This window comes from Streptomyces sp. NPDC054956 (genome assembly GCF_053609185.1).
Map to the genome: position 1 here is coordinate 1 of NZ_JBSGXB010000137.1, position 18,796 is coordinate 18,796.

Genomic DNA, 18,796 nt, shown 5'->3' on the forward strand with positions numbered 1-18,796 from the left:
GGGTGACCCGCCGGCCGGGCCGGGCTCGAGGCGCGAGCGGCGGGCCACCCCTCGGGGTCAGGCGTTGCCGCCGGCCCGGCGGCGCATCAGGAACACGCCGCCGCCGAGCGCACCGGCGAGCAGGGCCGAACCGGCGGCGATCTCGGTGCCGTTCAGGCCGCCCGCCCCGCCGCCGAGGCCGGCCTTGACGCCCTTGGAGGGGGTGGTCGTGCCCGTGCCCGTGCCGGTGCCGGTGCCGGTCGAGTGGCCCGCGACCGTGAGCGTGGTCGTGCCCTTCTCGCCCTTGCAGTCGAAGGTCACTTCGTACTGGGCGCCCGGCTTGGCGTCCGCGTCCACCTTGGCGGTGGCGGACTTGCCCTCGTTCAGCTCCACGGCGTTGAAGATGCCCGAGGAGACCTTGACCAGCGGTTCCTGGCATCCGGTGGCGTTCAGGGTGACGGTGCCGCCGGGGGCGACGGTGGTGGGGGAGACGGTGAAACCGAACGACGTGACGTTGGGCGTGGTCCCGCCGTCGTTGGCCGAGGCCATCGGCGCGGCGAGCGCGAAGGCGGCGGTGGACAGCAGGGCTACGGACGCGACACGTATCGCACGCATGGTCAATCCTCCGGGTCCCCGAGGTGCAGCCGCGAACTATTTGTCCGCAAAAGGCAGGAAATGCTCCTCGATGTGCTCGACGCTAGGCCCGGTTGGCGGAACCGGCGACTCGGGCCGCACGAACGGACCAACCCCGAGGGTGAGTTGGCGGGCGCGATGCCAACTCCCCTGATACGGAGGGTGAGCGCCACGCCGGACGGGCCGGCCGCGAGCTGGCGCTGAGTGACGGACACGCCGAGAAGGCCCGCCGGCGAGGAGACGCGCCGGCGGACGCTCCGCCGCCTCATCCGGGCCGGACGCTCCCGTAGATCGGCTGGTAGTAGATCGAGTCCTCGCGGACGTACGCCCCCGGCCGCGGGGCGTGGATCATGCGGCCGCCGCCCACGTAGATCCCGACGTGGCTGATGTCGCCGTAGAAGAAGACCAGGTCTCCGGGGCGCAGCTGCTTCGTCGCGATCCGCGGCGCCGCCTCCACCTGGTCCCAGGTGGTACGGGGCAGGGTGACCCCCGCCGCGCGCCAGGCGGCCTGGGTCAGCCCGGAGCAGTCGTAGGAGTTCGGGCCGGTCGCGCCCCAGACGTACGGCTTGCCGAGCTGCGCCCGGGCGAAGGCCACCGCCTTGGCCCCGGCCGCCGAAGCGGGGGAGTCGGCGGGGAGCGGGCCCGAAGCCGCCGGGGCCCGGGCGGCCTGGAGCCGCTCCCGCTCCGGCCGGGTGAGCTGCGCGAGCAGGGCGTTCGCCTCGGCGAGCCGGTCCTGGACCTCCTGCTTGCGCCCGCGCAGCTCCTCCTGCGCCCGCTCCAGCTCCCCGACCACCGTGGTCGCCTCCCGCCGCTGGCGTGCCGTCTCGGCCCGGGCCCTCGTGTACTCGGTGAGCAGCGCGTCCTCGCGGCCGCCGAGCCGGTTCAGCAGGTGCGTCTGCGCGAAGAACGCCTGCGGGTCGTCGCTCAGCAGCAGGGTCGCGGTCCCGCCGAGGGGCCCGGAGGTCCGGTACCGGTCGGCGGCGTGGCTGCCCAGCAGCCGCCGCGTCTCGTTCAGCTTCTGGGTGGTGCGGGCCACCTGATCCATCAGCGCCGAGAGCAGGGCCCGCTGCTTCTCGGTCCGCTCGGCCGCCGCGTCGTAGGCCTGGGTGGCCGTGCCCGCCTGCCGGTGCAGCTCGTCCACGCGGGCCCGTACCTCCTCCACCGAGGGGCGCGGGGCGGGCGCCGCCGAGGCCGGGTGGGGGAGGAGCAGGCCTAAGGAGGACAGGGCCGCGGTCGTGACGACCGCCGTGGGGGCGTGCGGATGTCTTCGGGTGCGCGGCTTGCGGTGGTGGGGGGAGGACGGGTGGGACGAGGGGAATCCGTACGAATACACGGGCCGGCACCTCCTTCCGGTTGGCGGAGCACGCTAGTGGCGGAAGGGGTGCCTCGGAAGGGCCCGCGCAGGGTTCGCACGGCATATGCCGTCGAATTTTCCGGGGCCGGGACCGGCTGTCGGTCCGGCCCCCTAGACTCGGAAGGCGATGAGCAGCCTCTTTGACGACAGCTTCCTGGCCGACCTCTCCCCCTCCGACGAGGTCCCGCCGCCGCCCGAAGACCACGCCGCCCCCGAGCCGGGCGCGGACGATCTCTTCGGGGGCCGGTTCGACGCGCCCATCAGCGGGGACGCGTACTACCGCGACGGCGCCCCCAGGCCCGTCATCGACCCCGCGGCGCTCCTGGAGGGGCTGAACGCGGAGCAGCGCGCGGCCGTGGTGCACGCGGGATCACCGCTGCTCATCGTGGCGGGCGCCGGCTCCGGCAAGACCCGCGTGCTGACGCACCGGATCGGCCACCTGCTGGGTGCGCGCGGGGTCCACCCCGGCCAGATCCTGGCGATCACCTTCACCAACAAGGCCGCCGGCGAGATGAAGGAGCGCGTCGAGGGCCTGGTCGGCCCCCGCGCGAACGCGATGTGGGTCTCCACCTTCCACAGCGCGTGCGTCCGCATCCTGCGCCGCGAGTCCAAGCGGCTCGGTTTCACCTCCTCGTTCTCGATCTACGACGCGGCCGACTCGAAGCGCCTGATGGCGCTCGTCTGCCGCGACCTGGACCTGGACCCGAAGAAGTTCCCGCCGAAGGCCTTCAGCGCCAAGATCTCGAACCTGAAGAACGAGCTCATCGACGAGGACGCCTTCGCCGGGCAGGCCGCCGACGGCTTCGAGAAGACCCTCGCCCAGGCGTACGCGATGTACCAGGGGCGGCTGCGCGAGGCCAACGCGCTCGACTTCGACGACATCATCATGACCACGGTCCACCTGCTCCAGGCGTTCCCGGAGGTCGCCGAGCACTACCGGCGCCGCTTCCGGCACGTACTGGTCGACGAGTACCAGGACACCAACCACGCCCAGTACACGCTCGTGCGCGAGCTGGTCGGCACCGGCTACCCGGACCTGCCGCCCGCCGAGCTGTGCGTCGTGGGTGACGCCGACCAGTCGATCTACGCCTTCCGCGGCGCGACCATCCGCAACATCCTCCAGTTCGAAGAGGACTACACGAACGCCACGACGATCCTGCTGGAGCAGAACTACCGCTCCACGCAGACGATCCTGTCCGCCGCCAACGCGGTCATCGAGCGCAACGAGAACCGCCGCGCGAAGAACCTGTGGACCGAGGCCGGCAGCGGCGCCGTCATCACCGGCTACGTCGCGGACACCGAGCACGACGAGGCGCAGTTCATCGCCGACGAGATCGACCGGCTGACGGACGCGGGCGACGCGAAGGCCGGCGACGTCGCGATCTTCTACCGGACGAACGCGCAGTCCCGCGTGTTCGAGGAGATCTTCATCCGCGTCGGACTGCCCTACAAGGTCGTCGGCGGCGTCCGGTTCTACGAGCGCAAGGAGGTCCGCGACGTCCTCGCGTACCTGCGCGTCCTGGCGAACCCCGAGGACAACGTCCCGCTGCGTCGCATCCTGAACGTACCCAAGCGCGGTATCGGCGAGCGGGCCGAAGCGATGATCGACGCCCTCGCCATGCGCGAGAAGATCACCTTCCCGCAGGCGCTGCGCCGGGTCGACGAGGCCTTCGGCATGGCCGCCCGCTCGACCAACGCCGTCAAGCGCTTCAACGTGCTGATGGAGGAGCTCCGCACGATCGTCGACTCGGGCGCGGGCCCGGCGGTGGTGCTGGAGGCGGTCCTGGAGCGTACGGGCTACCTCGCCGAACTCCAGGCGTCGACCGACCCGCAGGACGAGACGCGGATCGAGAACCTGCAGGAGCTCGCCGCCGTGGCGCTCGAATTCGAGCAGGCGCGGGAAGCGGCCGCGACCGAGGCCGCGGAGAACGGCACCCCGCCGGTGGGCCCCGGCACCCTCTCGGAGTTCCTGGAGCAGGTCGCGCTCGTCGCCGACTCCGACCAGATCCCGGACGAGGACACCGACGGCAGCGGGGTCATCACCCTCATGACGCTGCACACCGCCAAGGGCCTCGAGTTCCCGGTGGTCTTCCTGACCGGCATGGAGGACGGGGTCTTCCCGCACATGCGGGCACTGGGCCAGACCAAGGAGCTGGAGGAGGAGCGCCGCCTCGCCTACGTCGGCATCACGCGGGCGCGCGAGCGGCTCTACCTGACGCGCTCATCGATGCGCAGCGCCTGGGGCACCCCCTCGTACAACCCGCCGTCGCGGTTCCTCGAGGAGATCCCGGCCGAGTACCTGCAATGGAAGCGGACGGGCGCGGCGCAGAAGCCGGCGGGCCCGATGCGCGGTTCGGCGTACGGGTCTTCGGGCGCGGGCGGGTCGAAGGCCTCGTTCGGGACCTCGCCGGAGTCGTTCCTGTCCTCGTCGCGCTCGAAGTCGGGTCCGTCCGGGTTCGCGACGCGCCGGGCCGCCGACAAGCCGGTCATCGCGCTGGTGGTGGGGGACCGGGTCACGCACGACCAGTTCGGGCTGGGCACCGTCATGGAGGTCAGGGGAGCGGGCGCGGACGCGCAGGCCACCATCGACTTCGGGGACGAGAAGCCGAAGCGGCTGCTGCTGCGGTACGCGCCGGTGCAGAAGCTCTAGGCGGAGCTCCGGACGGGCAGGACCCGGGCCGAAGGGGCCCGGGTCGGCACGGCGTGGGCCGAAGGGGCTCGAGTCGCCGCGGCTTCGGGATCGGCCTAGCGGCCCGTGGGGCGGCCGGGCGGTCGGGCCGTGAACGGGCCCCGGCGGGCGGGCCGGCCCGGAGGCCGGTCGCTCAGTTCGGGTCCAGGTCGTGGCTGCGCAGCCAGGCCTGGGGGTCTATCGGGGAGCCGCCGCCCGGCCGGACCTCGAAGTGCAGGTGCGGACCGGTGGAGTTGCCGGAGTTGCCGGAGTACGCGATCACGTCGCCGGCCTTGACCTTGCCGGAGCGGATCTTGGCGCTGCTCAGGTGGCAGTACCAGGTCTCGGTGCCGTCGGGCGCGGTGAGTATCACCATGTTGCCGTAGGCGCTGTTCCACTGGCTGCGCACGGTGCCGTCGGTGGCGGCCATGACCTTGGTCCCGTAGGACACCGGGAAGTCGATACCGGTGTGCACGGACATCCAGTTGACCCCGGCCTGGCCGAAGCCGGCGCTGAGACCGTGCCGCTCGACGGGGAGCACGAACTTGGGGCGGGCCGCTTCCTTGGCCGCCTCCTCCTCCGCCTTCTTCTTCTTCTCGTCGTCCTGGCGCTGACGCAGGTCGATGCGCTCCTGGGTGCGGCTCGCGCGGTCCGCGAAATCGCCGGCGTCGGCGCTCAGCGCGGTGAGCTGCGTGTCCAGCTTGCTGTTCGCCGCGACCGGCTTGATGGAGGCCGGGTCGGGCGCGGCCAGCGTGGTCGTGTCCTCGGACGGCTTGTCCGCGCCGGTGAGCCCGCCCACGGAGGCGGCGGCGACACCCGCGACGCCCATCACGCAGGCGGAGGGCACGGCCACGGTCAGCAGGGCGGAGCGCTTGGCCGGCGTACGGCGACGGCTGCTGCCACCGCCGGACCTGGCGACGGCCGCCTTGCCGGCGGGCTTGGAGCCGGCGCGGCGCGAGGGGCGCGGCTCGGACGGCGCGGCGGCCGTGACGGGCATGGCCTGGGTGGGGAGGTCGTGCACCAGGGCGGCGTCGGCCGTGTCGTGCGCGGCCTCGTCGCCGGACTCGTCCTGGGACACGGCCTCGAAGACGGCGGTCTCGGTGTAGGCCGGGGCCGGGGTCTCGGACTCCGCGTACGCCTCGTACTCGTAGGCGTACTGCTGCTCCTGGGCCTGCGGGTGCTCCTGCTCCTGGACCTGCTCCTGGAGCCGGGTCGCGGTGTGGGCCTGCTGCTCGTAGCCGGTGTACGCGTAGGTCTGCTCGGAGGTGGTGTTCCAGGCGGTGGCGTCGTAGGCGCCGGTCCCGGTGCCGTAGCCCGGGACCGCCCAGTGGCCGGTCTGCTCCGTCGAGGTGTCGTAGCCGAAGGAGGTGGGCCGGTAGTCCGAGGACGGGTAATCCGTTGGCCGGTAGTCCGCCTGGTAGTCCGTCGCCTGGTACTCGGCCGCCTGGTACTCGGTCGCCTGGTAGTCCGAGGCGCCGCCCTGGGCGGGGACGGTCGACAGGTAGGTGTCGTAGCCGTCGGCGGACTGCTGGGGGTAGTTGCCCTGCGGGGCGCTCCAGGCCGTGGCGTCGTACGTGCCGGTGTCATAGGAACCGGTGTCGTACGAGCCGGTGTCGTAGGAGCCGTAGGCAGCCGTGTAGTTGTAGCCCTGACCCTGCGATTCATAGGACGCATAGGCGGAATCGCCAGCGAAAGTGGTGGTGGAAAGGCCGTCGTACCCGAGATCGGGGTACTGGCCCGACGAGGGGCGGTCGTTCACCAACTTCTCTTTCGCCTCGGCAGCGGGGGGCCTGGGTGGCCGAGGGGTTGAAGTCCTCGGAGGAGAGCAGTGGCGTGACTGTACCCGGCGGTTACTGGCAACGACAATCTTCGACGGGTCCCCGGCTCGCGTGAACCGGGCATTCGGCCGCCTTTCGGTCGCTCAAAGACCCACCCTTGGCCTTGAGTTCGAAATCTGTTCGAGTTCGGGTGGGGCTTTGATCCGACTTTCGGTCAGGCGACGGAGGCGGTCCCGGGGTGCGGGAGGGCGCTCAGGCCGGTTCCGTCGAGCGCGCGCCGGACCGCCGCGATGACGGTGGGGTGCGCGGGCAGTGCGAGATGTCCGATGCCGGTGACCTGCACGTTTTCGACCATCAGGTCCGGATGGTCGATACGCGCCGTCTCGGTCGGGTCCATCAGCTCGTCGAACTCGCTCCAGAACGCCACGTGCCGGGTCCGGCAGCCGGGCGCGGGCGCGCGCAGTTCGGCCAGCACCTCGGACTCCGGCCGCATCTGCCGGACCAGCGGGTGCGCGTCCATGAAGGGCGCCACGCGGGTGCCGGAGTGCGGGGTGCCCAGCGTGACGAGCGTGCGGATGCGGGCGTCGCCGCCGAGCCGCTGGATGTAGTACCGCCCGACCAGCCCGCCGAGGCTGTGGCCCACGAGGTCCACCCGCTCCTGCCCGGTGCGCTCGCACAGCTCCTCCACGCGACGGGCGAGGTGGCGGGCCGTGACGCGCAGGTCGCGGGTGAAGGGGGAGTAGTTGTACGTCTCCACCTGCCGTCGGCCCCCCGCCCCGAGGGCACGGCGCAGCAGCACGAAGACGGACCGGTTGTCGGTGAAGCCGTGCAGCAGCAGCACGGGCGGACGCTCGCGGGCGGCGGAGGTTCCCGTGGGCGGCCGTTCCTGCAACACTCCGGTGGGATACATCAGGATGTGCCCGCCGAGCACTATGGCTTCCAGTACGCCGGCCCGCAGCGCGGCTCCGGACACGGTCAGCCCCATAGACGGCCTCCCCCTCAGCGTCTTGGGACCGTGGCGGCCGGCCACGCCGTGCCGTGCGGCTGTCGGCACGGAGTGGCGGCGCGTCATCCCACGTGTGATTTCCCCCTCGGCGTTGACCACGAAACGGGGGCGTGCGCGATGCTGTACTTAACGTTCGTTCACTCGGGAGGCAGTGCGATGGGTGTGACCGGTCCGATCCGTGTGGTGGTGGCGAAGCCGGGTCTCGACGGCCACGACCGGGGTGCCAAGGTGATCGCGCGTGCCCTGCGGGACGCGGGCATGGAGGTCATCTACACGGGCCTCCACCAGACCCCCGAACAGATCGTCGACACCGCGATCCAGGAGGACGCCGACGCGATCGGCCTCTCGATCCTCTCGGGCGCGCACAACACGCTGTTCGCGCGCGTGCTGGAGCTCCTCGCGGAGCGCGACGCGGAGGACATCAAGGTGTTCGGCGGCGGCATCATCCCGGAGGCGGACATCGCTCCGCTGAAGGCCAAGGGTGTCGCGGAGATCTTCACGCCGGGCGCGACGACCACCGCGATCGTGGACTGGGTCCGCGCCCACGTCCGCCAGCCCGCGTAGCCCCTGACGGGGACGGAACCCCGACGCCGCGAAGGCCGGTGCGCTGGAACATCCAGCCCACCGGCGATCGGGGCACAGGCCCGGGCCGGGCCGGACCGGGCCGGCCGGTCAGTGGGGCGGGGTCAGTTCCGCGTGCATGGCCGCGCGGAGGCGGAGCGTGGCCACCATGCGCTGGAAGGCCTCCGACCAGTAGGCCGCCGCGCCGTCCTCCTCCACCGGCTCCGCCGCGAGCACCTCCAGCCGCTCCGCCTCCGCGGGGTCCAGGCAGCGCTCCGCCAGGCCCATCACCCCGCTGAAGCTCCACGGGTAGCCGCCGGCCTCCCGCGCGGATTCGAGCGCCTCGACCACGGCCCGGCCGAGCTCCCCCGCCCACGGCACGGCGCACACCCCGAGCAGCTGGAACGCCTCGGACAGCCCGTGGGCCCGTACGAACTCCGCGACCCAGGCCGCCCGCTCCCCCTCGGGCAGGATCGACAGGAGCTTCGCCCGCTCCGCCAGGGACGCCGTCGCCGGGCCCGCCGCGGGCGGCGCGGACGCCGAGCCGAGCAGGGCCTGCGACCAGGCGGGGTCGCGCTGGCGCACCGCCGCCCGGCACCAGGCCGCGTGCAGTTCCTCCGCCCAGCCCTCGGCCATAGGCAGCGCCACCGTCTCCGCCGGGCCGAGGCCCCCGAACCGCTCCCGCCAGCACGACAGCGGCGCGGACTCCACCAGCTGCCCCAGCCACCAGGCGCGTTCCCCGCGCCCGGCGGGCGGGCGCTCGACCACGCCGTCGCGCAGCATCCCCGCGTCGCACTCGGCCGGCGGGGTCACCCCCTCCGGGCCCACGCAGGCCAGCGCCCGCTCCGCCATCCGCCCGGCCAGCGCCGAGGCGGGCAGTGCGGACAGCAGTTCGGCGGCGGTCGCCCGGACATTGCGGCTGCGGTCGTCCAGGGCGGCCTCCAGGAACGGCTCGTCGTCCGCGGACAGGCCCACCCGCAGCGAGTCGAGGAACATCAGGCGGTCCTCGGCCCGCTCGGTGGACCAGGTCGTCGCCAGCAGCCGCAGCGCGGCCGCCGCCTCGTGGGCCCGTACGACCCCGAGCAGGGCCACGCGCTCCGCGAACAGCCCCTCCTGCCACAGTCGTTCCACCCCCGCCGCGTCCGTCGCGGCGGGCAGTTCACCGGCGGCTCCGGAGCCTCCGCGCAGGGCGAACCGCCAGTCCGGATTCAGCCGGGCCAGCCACAGCCCGCGCGCCCCGGCCAGGGCCAGGGCCTGCGGCCGGAGGTCGGTGCGGGCCCGCGCCGCGTCCAGCAGTGCGGGGACCAGCGCCGCCGGAGCCCGGTAGCCGTGCTGTCCGGCGGCGGCCAGCCACTGGGGCAGCAGCTCCGTCAGGTCCGGGGTCGCTCCGCGCCGCCCGCCGCTGCCGCCCGCGCCGGTACGGCCGGCCAGCAGCTGTGCGAGCCTCCGCCGGGCGGGCTCCGGCGGGGCCGGCCGCGGATCGCCCGGCGCGGGCTCGGGCCGGGGCCCCGCTTCGGCGGGCCGCAGTCCGGCCCGGCGCCGCACCGTCTGTACGGCGGCAGCCCCGAGCAGTGCCTCGGGGCTGCCCTGGCGCCGGTCGGTGCCCAGCAGCGCGGCACCGACCAGCTCGTCCCAGTCCCCGAGGGCTTCGTCGGCCCGGGGCCGGTCCGCCGGGTCCGTCGTGGTCACTTCCCGCGTGGTCGCTTCCGTCGTGGTCCGGTCCGTCGTCGTCGCCGTGTTCACCGGGTCCCCTCCCTCTTCGTGTCCGTGCTCCGGTCCCGCCCCCTCCGCGGGACCGGAGCAGCTCGTTTCCCCCGTGACCCCTGCCGCCGCGTCACCGCGGTCGCGCAGCTCTCAACCGGCGTGGTTGTCGTCCACAAAAGCCCCCCGGCCTCGTAGTTCGCTCACGACGGCGCCCCCGCGCCGTCGCCTCGTTCCTCCAGCACCCGCTCAGGCCAGGGCCACCGGCTCCGGAGAGTCCGGCTGCCAGGCCGTCAGCGGGGTGAATCCGCGGTGTCCGCACTCGCCGAACACCGTCACCGGCGCGCCCCCCGACAGCGCGGCCAGTTGCCACAGCGCCGCCCGTGACCGGCTCCCGGCCCCGGTCAGGGGCACGGGCAGGGCGGACGTCCCCTCCGCGTCCGCCAACTGCCAGGCGACTTCCCCTTGTTGTCCCCCTTGTCGTCGTCCCCCCTCTTGTCCCCCCGCCTGTCCTCCCGTTTCGCCTCCCGGTATCGGAACCACCGGGCCCAGCACCACCGGCCAGGACTCCAGCCAGGGGTCCTCGCGCAGTGCGACGCCGTACGCCTCGAGCGCCGCCCCCGTACTCACGCCCGTCGGCGCGATCCCGCACGGCTCGGCCGCCGCGAACCGCTCCCCGAGGTCGGCCCGCAGCCCCGCCGAGCCGGGCCGGAAGCGGGCTTCCGCATCCAGCACCAGTCCGACGGGAAGCGCCAGCCCGGGCGGGCGCCCGGGCGGACCGAAGTCCAGGACCAGGGCCGGCCGCCCGCTCGCCAGCCCGCGCAGCCATATCCGGCGGGTGGTGAGACGGCCGTCGGGAGACGCCGTGTCGTACTGGGCCAGCACGAGCCAGCGGTCCCGTACGACCTCGCCCTCCGGCCCCGACGGCAGCCCCACCCTGCTGCGGACCGTCGCGGCCAGCGGTTGCGGCAGACCGGACACCCCCAGCCAGGCCCGGTCCAGCAGGTGCAGCAGCGCGGCCTCCTCCAGCATCCGGGCGGGCCAGCCGGGCCCGCAACTGGGTATCGTCCCCAACTCCCGCACCCGCCCGGCCAGTCCGGGCGCCTGGGCGTCGACCATCCGGGCGGCCGTCTCCTCCCAGGCGGCATAACCCGACTGCTCCTGACCGGCGAGGCCGCCGCGCACCAGATCCGCGAGCCGCTGCTCCAGCTCGGTGACGCCCGCGCCGATCCGGGCCGCCCGCCGCTCCGCACGCCTGCGGGCGGCCTCCGCGTCCGCGGGCGCCCCCTCTGGGCGGGCGGGAGGCCGGGCGGCCTTCGCCGCCCGCTCCGTCAGCCACTCGTCCGCCCAGTCCGGAGCCGCGGCCGGATCGCCGAGCCCCTCCGCCGACCAGAACAGCAGCAGTCCCAGCGCGTGCTTGCACGGGAACTTCCGGCTCGGGCAGGAGCACTTGTACGCGGGGCCCGTCAGATCGACGACCGTCCGGTACGGCTTGCTGCCGCTGCCCTTGCACAACCCCCACACCGCACCGGAAGCGGAGCCTCCGGTCTGAGACCACGGCCCCGCCCCGCCGAGTCTGGCCCCCGCCTTGCGCGACGCGTCGTCAGGAGCCAGAGCCAGTACCTGTTCCGCCGTCCAGCGGACCCCCTGCTCAGTCATGTGTTCCACCGTACGGACCCCCACTGACAATCGCCCTGACCTGCAACGACGCATCTTCCAGGGGTCGTTGTCAGTGGTCGGGTGCATCGTGGTCACAGCAGTCGGAAGCGGCTGCGGAGCATTGGAGGGGGACCATGGACACGACCGGGAACGAGACCACCGCAGAGGCGCTGCGACCGCACGCCGAAGACGCCTTCGCGCACGAACTGAAAGCCCTGGCCGCGGCCGACGACCGGCCGCGGCCCGCCCGCTGGAAGCTCTCCCCCTGGGCCGTGGCCACGTACCTGCAGGGCGGCACGCTCCCCGACGGAACGGTCATCACGCCCAAGTACGTGGGACCGCGCCGCATCGTCGAAGTGGCCGTCACCACCCTCGCCACGGACCGCGCCCTGTTGCTCCTCGGAGTCCCCGGCACCGCCAAGACCTGGGTCTCCGAGCACCTCGCCGCCGCCGTCAGCGGAGACTCCACCCTCCTCGTCCAGGGCACCGCCGGCACCCCCGAGGAGGCCATCCGGTACGGCTGGAACTACGCCCGGCTCCTCGCCCACGGCCCCAGCCGCGAAGCCCTCGTACCGAGCCCCGTCATGCGGGCCATGGCCGAGGGGATGACCGCCCGCGTCGAGGAGCTCACCCGCATCCCCGCCGACGTCCAGGACACCCTCATCACCGTCCTGTCCGAGAAGACGCTCCCGATACCGGAGCTCGGCCAGGAGGTACAGGCCGTGCGCGGGTTCAACCTCATCGCCACCGCCAACGACCGCGACCGCGGCGTCAACGAGCTCTCCAGTGCGCTGCGCCGCCGCTTCAACACCGTCGTCCTGCCGCTGCCCGCCACCGCCGACGCCGAAGTCGACATCGTCGCCCGCCGCGTCGACCAGATGGGCCGCGCCCTCGACCTGCCCGCCGCGCCCGAGGGCCTCGAGGAGATCCGCCGCGTCGTCACCGTCTTCCGCGAGCTGCGGGGAGGCGTCACCGACGACGGCCGTACGAAGGTCAAGTCGCCCAGCGGCACCCTGTCCACCGCCGAGGCCATCTCCGTCGTCACGGGCGGCCTCGCCCTGGCCGCCCACTTCGGGGACGGCGTACTGCGCCCCTCCGACGTGGCCGCCGGAATCTTCGGGGCCGTCGTGCGGGACCCGGCCGCGGACAAGGTCGTCTGGCAGGAGTACCTGGAGGCCGTGGTCCGGGAGCGCGACGGCTGGAAGGACTTCTACCGCGCCTGCCGGGAGGTGACCGCATGAGCACGCCGACCGTGAAGGCCCCCGGGGCGGCGAAGGGACCGCCGCGGTCCGCGGAGCGGGGGCCGCTGCTGCTGGGCGTACGGCACCACGGGCCCGGCTCGGCCCGCGCGGTGCGGGCCGCCCTCGAGGCGGCGCGGCCCGCGGCGGTGCTCATCGAGGGGCCGCCCGAGGGGGACGCCCTGCTGCCGCTGGCCGCCGACCCCGGGATGCGGCCGCCCGTCGCCCTGCTCGCGCACGCGGCCGACGACCCCGGCCGGGCCGCCTTCTGGCCGCTGGCCGGCTTCTCCCCGGAATGGGCCGCCATCCGGTGGGCGCAGGAACGGGACGTGCCGGTCCGGTTCATCGACCTCCCCGCCGCGCACTCGCTGGCCGGGCCGGCGGGCGGCGAGGAGGACGGGGAGGAGGACGGGGAGAACGGCGAGGCCCGCGCCTCCGTACGGCTGGACCCCCTCGCCGTACTCGCCGAGACCGCCGGGTACGACGACCCCGAACGCTGGTGGGAGGACGTCGTCGAGCACCGGGGCACGGCCGGCCCGGACACCGACCCGCTGGGCGTGTTCGAGGCGCTCGGGGAGGCCATGGGCGCCCTGCGCGAGGAGTACGGAGCCGGCGGCCACCACCGGGACCTGGTGCGCGAGGCCCACATGCGGCAGCGGATGCGGGCCGCGCGCCGCGAGTTCGGCGACGCGTACGCCGTCGTCTGCGGGGCCTGGCACGTCCCGGCCCTGCGGGCGAAGACCACGGCGGCCGCGGACAAGGCGCTGCTCACCGGACTGCCCAAGGTCAAGGTGGAGACCACCTGGGTCCCCTGGACCCACCGGCGGCTGGCCCGGGCCGGCGGATACGGCGCGGGCATCACCTCGCCCGGCTGGTACGCGCACCTCTTCGCCGTCCGGGACCGGCCCGTGGAGCGGTGGCTGACCAAGGTCGCGGGCCTGCTGCGCGAGGAGGACCGGCAGGTCTCCTCGGCACACGTCATCGAAGCGGTCCGGCTCGCCGACACCCTGGCCGCGATGCGGGGCCGCCCGGTGGCGGGGCTGACGGAGACCCTCGAAGCGGTCCGGGCCGTGATGTGCGAGGGCTCCGACATACCGCTCGCGCTGATCGAGGACCGGCTCGTCGTCGGAGACGTCCTCGGAGAAGTCCCGGACGCGGCGCCCGTCGTACCGCTCCAGCGCGACCTTACCCGGCAGCAGCGCTCGCTGCGCCTCAAGGCCGAAGCGCAGGACCGGGAGCTGGAGCTCGACCTGCGCAAGGAGACCGACGCGGCCAAGTCCCTGCTGCTGCACCGGCTGCGGATGCTCGGCATCGGCTGGGGCGCCCCGGCGGCCTCGCGGGGCAGCACGGGCACCTTCCGGGAGACCTGGCGGCTCAGATGGGAGCCCGAGCTCTCGGTGCGGGTGGCCGAAGCCGGCATCTGGGGGACCACCGTCCTCGCGGCGGCCACCGCCAAGGCCGAGGCCGACGCGGCGGGCGCCACGGAACTGGGCGAGATCACCGCCCTGGCCGAGCGGTGCCTGCTGGCCGGGCTGTCCGAGGCACTGCCGGCCGTCCTGCGGGCGCTGGCCGACCGGGCCGCCCTGGACACGGACGTGGCCGGCCTGGCGAAGGCGCTGCCCGCGCTGGCCCGCTCCCTGCGGTACGGGGACGTGCGCGGCACCGACGCGGCCGCGCTGGGGACGGTCGCGGCCGGGCTCGCGGAACGGATATGCGTGGCCCTGCCGCCCGCCTGCGCGGCCGGGCTGGACGCCGACGCGGCGGCGGAGCTGCGGGGGCACGTGGACGGCGTACACGGTGCCATCGGACTCCTGGACTCCGAGCAGTCGGGCGGGCTGCGGGAGCGCTGGTCGGCGGTGCTGCGGACGCTGGCCGGGCGGGAGACCGTCCCCGGGCTGATACGCGGCCGGGCGGCGCGGCTGCTGCTCGACGACGGGCGGCTGCCGGCCGAGGAGACGGCGCGGCTGATGGGGCTGTCGCTGTCCCCGGCGTCCGCGCCGGCCGATGCGGCGGGCTGGATCGAGGGGTTCGCGGGGGGTGGCTCGGGCGGGACGCTGCTCGTCCACGACGAGCGGCTGCTCGGGCTGATCGACGACTGGCTGGTGTCCGTGCCGGAGCGGGCGTTCGTGGACGTGCTGCCGTTGTTGCGGCGGACGTTCGGGGCGTATGAGGTCGGGGTTCGGCGGACGCTGGGGGAGCTGGTCCGTCGCGGACCGGGGGCCGGGGTGGGTGCCGGGTCTGGGTCCGGGTCCGCTCCCGCCGGGTTCGGGCCGGAGCTGGACCTGGTCCGGGCGGATGCGGTGGTGGACCTGGTTCGGCTTCTTCTGGCGGGCGCGCCGGGCTGACCGGGCCAGCTGCGGTGTGCCGCTGCGCGGGGCTGAGTCCCCTACCCGCCCTTCGCCCGTTCCCCGGGCTCTGCCCGGACCCGGTCCTCAAACGCCGGACGGGCTGAAAGGGCCCCCGGGCTCTGCCCGGACCCGGTCCTCAAACGCCGGACGGGCTGAAAGACCCGTCGGCGGGGCTGGAATTGGTTACTACGAGAGCAGGGGGACGACAGATGACTGACGAGCGGTTGCGGCGGTGGCGGATGGTGCTCGGTGGCGGGGAGGCCGATGGGACCGGGTGTGCGGTGAGCGGGGCGGACGCCGGGATGGATGCGGCGCTCGGGGCGCTGTACGGCGGCGGGGGGCGCAAGCGGGCGGGGGAGAGGTCGGCCGGGCTCGGGGGCTCCGCGCCGAACGTGGCGCGCTGGCTCGGGGACATCCGGACGTACTTCCCCACCTCCGTGGTGCAGGTCATGCAGCGGGACGCCATCCAGCGGCTGGGGCTGTCCGCGCTGCTGCTCGAGCCCGAGATGCTGGAGGCCGTCGAGCCGGACGTGCACCTCGTGGGCACCCTGCTCTCCCTCAACAAGGCCATGCCCGAGACGACCCGGGAGACCGCCCGCGCCGTCGTGCGGAAAGTGGTCGAGCAACTGGAGAAGCGGCTTGCCGCGCGGACCCGGGCCACGCTCAACGGAGCGCTCGACCGGTCCGCGCGGATCAGCCGGCCCCGGCACGCGGACGTCGACTGGGACCGGACCATCCGGGCGAACTTGAAGAACTACCTGCCCGAGTACCGGACCGTCGTCCCCGAGCGGCTGGTCGGCTACGGGCGGGCCGCGCGGGCGGTGAAGAAGGAGGTCGTGCTGTGCATCGACCAGTCGGGGTCGATGGCGGCCTCCGTCGTCTACGCCTCCGTCTTCGGGGCGGTGCTGGCCTCGATGCGGTCGATCGCGACCCGCCTGGTCGTCTTCGACACCGCCGTCGTGGATCTGACCGACCAGCTCGACGATCCCGTCGACGTGCTGTTCGGCACCCAGCTCGGCGGTGGCACGGACATCAACCGCGCGCTGGCCTACTGCCAGTCGAAGATCACCCGTCCCGCCGACACCGTCGTGGTCCTCATCAGTGATCTCTATGAGGGCGGCATACGCGACGAGATGCTGAAGCGGGTCGCGGCGATGAAGGCCGCGGGGGTGGAGTTCGTGACCCTGCTGGCCCTGTCCGACGAGGGAGCTCCCGCTTACGACCGCGAGCACGCCGCCGCCCTCGCCGCGCTCGGAGCCCCGGCCTTCGCCTGCACCCCCGACCTGTTTCCCGAGGTCATGGCCGCGGCGCTGGAGAAGCGGCCCCTGCCCGTCCCGTGACGGGGACGCCCGCCCGGCCAGGGCCCCGCCCGCCGCGTCCGGGGCGGCCGCGCGGGGCCTCGTAAGCGCCCGGAAGGAGCCCGGACGGAGGCCGGGAGGCGCCTTGTGCGCGAGCCTGCCCATCGGCAGATCGCACGAAGATGCAGTTCAACCGTGAGGCGATCTGTGACAGGTATCACCGCTCAGGTGTGATCTGCGATTTAGGGACCTACGTCCCACGGGGATAACCTGCGGGACGGACATGCCGCGTCCACGGTCACCGTGTGCGCCTTCCTTGTGACAGCGCCGTCACGTTGCCCTCCGCGGCACGCCCACGCAGATAGCAGACAACCGCGAATCACTGCGAATCTTTGAAGACAAGGGACGGACGCGCGTGGACCTGTTCGAGTACCAGGCGAGGGACCTCTTCGCCAAGCACGGTGTACCGGTGCTGGCCGGTGAAGTCATCGACACGCCTGAGGCAGCCCGCGAGGCCACCGAGCGCATGGGTGGCAAGTCGGTCGTCAAGGCGCAGGTGAAGGTCGGCGGCCGCGGCAAGGCCGGCGGCGTGAAGCTCGCCGCCACCCCGGACGAGGCCGTCGCCCGTGCGACGGACATCCTCGGGATGGACATCAAGGGCCACACGGTCCACAAGGTGATGATCGCCGAGACCGCTCCGGAGATCCTGGAGGAGTACTACGTCTCCTACCTCCTCGACCGCACCAACCGCACCTTCCTGGCCATGGCCTCGGTCGCGGGCGGCATGGACATCGAGCAGGTCGCCGAGGAGACCCCGGAGAAGCTCGCCAAGGTCCCGGTGAACGCCAACGAGGGCGTGACCATCGAGAAGGCCCGCGAGATCGTCGCGCTGGCGCAGTTCCCGGCCGAGGTCGCCGAGAAGGTCGCCGAGGTCCTCGTGACCCTGTGGGCGACCTTCATCGCCGAGGACGCGCTCCTCGTCGAGGTCAACCCGCTGGCGAAGGTCGCCTCCGGCGACGTCATCGCGCTCGACGGCAAGGTCTCGCTCGACGAGAACGCCGAGTTCCGTCAGCCGGGCCACGAGGAGTTCGTGGACCACGCTGCCGCGAACCCGCTCGAGGCGGCCGCCAAGGCGAAGAACCTCAACTACGTCAAGCTCGACGGTGAGGTCGGCATCATCGGCAACGGCGCGGGTCTCGTCATGAGCACCCTCGACGTCGTCGCCTACGCCGGTGAGAACCACGGCGGCGTCAAGCCCGCCAACTTCCTGGACATCGGCGGTGGCGCCTCCGCCGCCGTCATGGCCAACGGTCTCGAGATCATCCTCGGCGACCCGGACGTCAAGTCCGTCTTCGTCAACGTCTTCGGTGGCATCACCGCTTGCGACGAGGTCGCCAACGGCATCGTCCAGGCCCTGCAGCTGCTCGAGGACAAGGGCGAGGCGGTCACCAAGCCGCTGGTCGTCCGCCTCGACGGCAACAACGCCGAGCTGGGTCGCAAGATCCTCTCGGACGCCAACCACCCGCTGGTGCAGCGCGTGGACACCATGGACGGCGCGGCCGACAAGGCCGCCGAGCTCGCGGCTGCGAAGTAAGGGCAGAGGTCACAGACTCACATGGCTATCTTCCTCAACAAGGACAGCAAGGTCATCGTCCAGGGCATGACCGGTGCCACGGGCATGAAGCACACCAAGCTGATGCTGGCTGACGGCACCAACATCGTCGGCGGCGTGAACCCGCGCAAGGCCGGCACGACCGTCGACTTCGACGGCACCGAGGTCCCGGTCTTCGGCTCCGTCGCCGAGGCGATGGAGAAGACGGGCGCCAACGTCTCCGTCCTCTTCGTCCCGCCGGCCTTCGCCAAGGCCGCCGTGGTCGAGGCGATCGACGCCGAGATCCCGCTGGCCGTCGTCATCACCGAGGGCATCGCGGTGCACGACTCCGCTGCCTTCTGGTCGTACGCGACCGCCAAGGGCAACAAGACGCGGATCATCGGCCCGAACTGCCCGGGTCTGATCACCCCCGGCCAGTCCAACGCCGGCATCATCCCGGGCGACATCACCAAGCCCGGCCGCATCGGTCTCGTGTCCAAGTCGGGCACGCTGACCTACCAGATGATGTACGAGCTCCGTGACATCGGCTTCTCCTCCGCCGTCGGCATCGGTGGCGACCCGGTCATCGGCACCACGCACATCGACGCCCTCGAGGCGTTCGAGGCGGACCCCGACACCGACCTGATCGTCATGATCGGCGAGATCGGCGGCGACGCCGAGGAGCGTGCGGCGGACTACATCGCCAAGCACGTCACCAAGCCGGTCGTCGGCTACGTCGCGGGCTTCACCGCCCCCGAGGGCAAGACCATGGGCCACGCGGGCGCCATCGTCTCCGGCTCTTCTGGCACCGCACAGGCCAAGAAGGAAGCCCTCGAGGCCGCGGGCGTGAAGGTCGGCAAGACGCCGACCGAGACGGCGAAGCTGGCGCGCGAGATCCTCAGCGCCGCGCAGTAGTCGTCCCGTACGCGCCTTCGCGTACGCGAGAACGGGCGTGGCCCGCACCCTGTGAAGGGGTGCGGGC

General features: G+C 73.1%; 13 protein-coding genes. 7 read left to right on the plus strand and 6 right to left on the minus strand.

All coding sequences use genetic code 11. The features are described 5' to 3' along the window. Positions 1-57: 57 nt before the first annotated feature. Entirely contained in the window at positions 58-594 is a 537-nt protein-coding gene (locus ACWGDE_RS21510; RefSeq protein WP_453390602.1) for a hypothetical protein, read from the minus strand. Between the two features lie 283 nt (positions 595-877). After that, complete coding sequence (locus tag ACWGDE_RS21515; RefSeq protein ID WP_453390603.1) at positions 878-1,945, minus strand: NlpC/P60 family protein; 1,068 nt, start codon at positions 1,943-1,945, stop codon at positions 878-880. A 148-nt stretch (positions 1,946-2,093) separates the two neighbouring features. On the opposite strand from ACWGDE_RS21515, the gene pcrA reads away from it, so the two are divergent. Beyond that, the gene (gene pcrA, locus ACWGDE_RS21520; protein ID WP_453390604.1) at positions 2,094-4,616 is read left to right on the plus strand and encodes a DNA helicase PcrA; all 2,523 of its coding nucleotides are present in this window, start codon (positions 2,094-2,096) and stop codon (positions 4,614-4,616) included. A 172-nt stretch (positions 4,617-4,788) separates the two neighbouring features. Here the strand turns inward: pcrA and ACWGDE_RS21525 are convergent, their stop codons facing one another. Beyond that, a complete protein-coding gene (locus ACWGDE_RS21525; RefSeq protein ID WP_453390605.1) occupies positions 4,789-6,393 on the minus strand; it encodes a M23 family metallopeptidase in 1,605 nt (534 codons plus the stop codon). Between the two features lie 233 nt (positions 6,394-6,626). Beyond that, positions 6,627-7,397 (minus strand): esterase/lipase family protein, encoded by a 771-nt coding sequence (locus ACWGDE_RS21530; RefSeq protein WP_453390606.1) that lies wholly within the window; start codon positions 7,395-7,397, stop codon positions 6,627-6,629. Positions 7,398-7,574: 177 nt separating this feature from the next. Here ACWGDE_RS21530 and ACWGDE_RS21535 point away from each other — a divergent pair, with 177 nt between their 5' ends. Beyond that, positions 7,575-7,982, plus strand: a complete 408-nt coding sequence (locus ACWGDE_RS21535) for a cobalamin B12-binding domain-containing protein (RefSeq protein ID WP_453390607.1) — start codon at positions 7,575-7,577, stop codon at positions 7,980-7,982. A gap of 108 nt (positions 7,983-8,090) precedes the next feature. On the opposite strand, the gene ACWGDE_RS21540 is transcribed toward ACWGDE_RS21535, so the two are convergent. Further along, entirely contained in the window at positions 8,091-9,668 is a 1,578-nt protein-coding gene (locus ACWGDE_RS21540; protein ID WP_453390613.1) for a DUF5691 domain-containing protein, read from the minus strand. Positions 9,669-9,929: 261 nt separating this feature from the next. Then, on the minus strand, positions 9,930-11,339 hold the full coding sequence (locus tag ACWGDE_RS21545) for an SWIM zinc finger family protein (RefSeq protein WP_453390608.1): 1,410 nt from the start codon (positions 11,337-11,339) through the stop codon (positions 9,930-9,932). Positions 11,340-11,473: 134 nt separating this feature from the next. Between ACWGDE_RS21545 and ACWGDE_RS21550 the strand changes: the two genes are divergently transcribed. The 5 genes from ACWGDE_RS21550 (at position 11,474) to sucD (ending at position 18,729) form a co-directional block, all read left to right on the plus strand. Then, positions 11,474-12,580: an ATP-binding protein gene (locus ACWGDE_RS21550; RefSeq protein ID WP_453390609.1), complete on the plus strand. Its 1,107-nt coding sequence runs from the start codon at positions 11,474-11,476 to the stop codon at positions 12,578-12,580. Continuing rightward, complete coding sequence (locus tag ACWGDE_RS21555) at positions 12,577-14,922, plus strand: DUF5682 family protein (protein ID WP_453390610.1); 2,346 nt, start codon at positions 12,577-12,579, stop codon at positions 14,920-14,922. Before ACWGDE_RS21550 ends, ACWGDE_RS21555 begins: the two co-directional genes overlap by 4 nt. A gap of 212 nt (positions 14,923-15,134) precedes the next feature. After that, positions 15,135-16,265: a VWA domain-containing protein gene (locus ACWGDE_RS21560; protein WP_453390611.1), complete on the plus strand. Its 1,131-nt coding sequence runs from the start codon at positions 15,135-15,137 to the stop codon at positions 16,263-16,265. Positions 16,266-16,638: 373 nt separating this feature from the next. Further along, a complete protein-coding gene (gene sucC, locus ACWGDE_RS21565) occupies positions 16,639-17,817 on the plus strand; it encodes an ADP-forming succinate--CoA ligase subunit beta (protein WP_356516165.1) in 1,179 nt (392 codons plus the stop codon). A 21-nt stretch (positions 17,818-17,838) separates the two neighbouring features. Continuing rightward, positions 17,839-18,729, plus strand: a complete 891-nt coding sequence (sucD, locus tag ACWGDE_RS21570) for a succinate--CoA ligase subunit alpha (RefSeq protein WP_453390612.1) — start codon at positions 17,839-17,841, stop codon at positions 18,727-18,729. Positions 18,730-18,796: the final 67 nt, after the last annotated feature.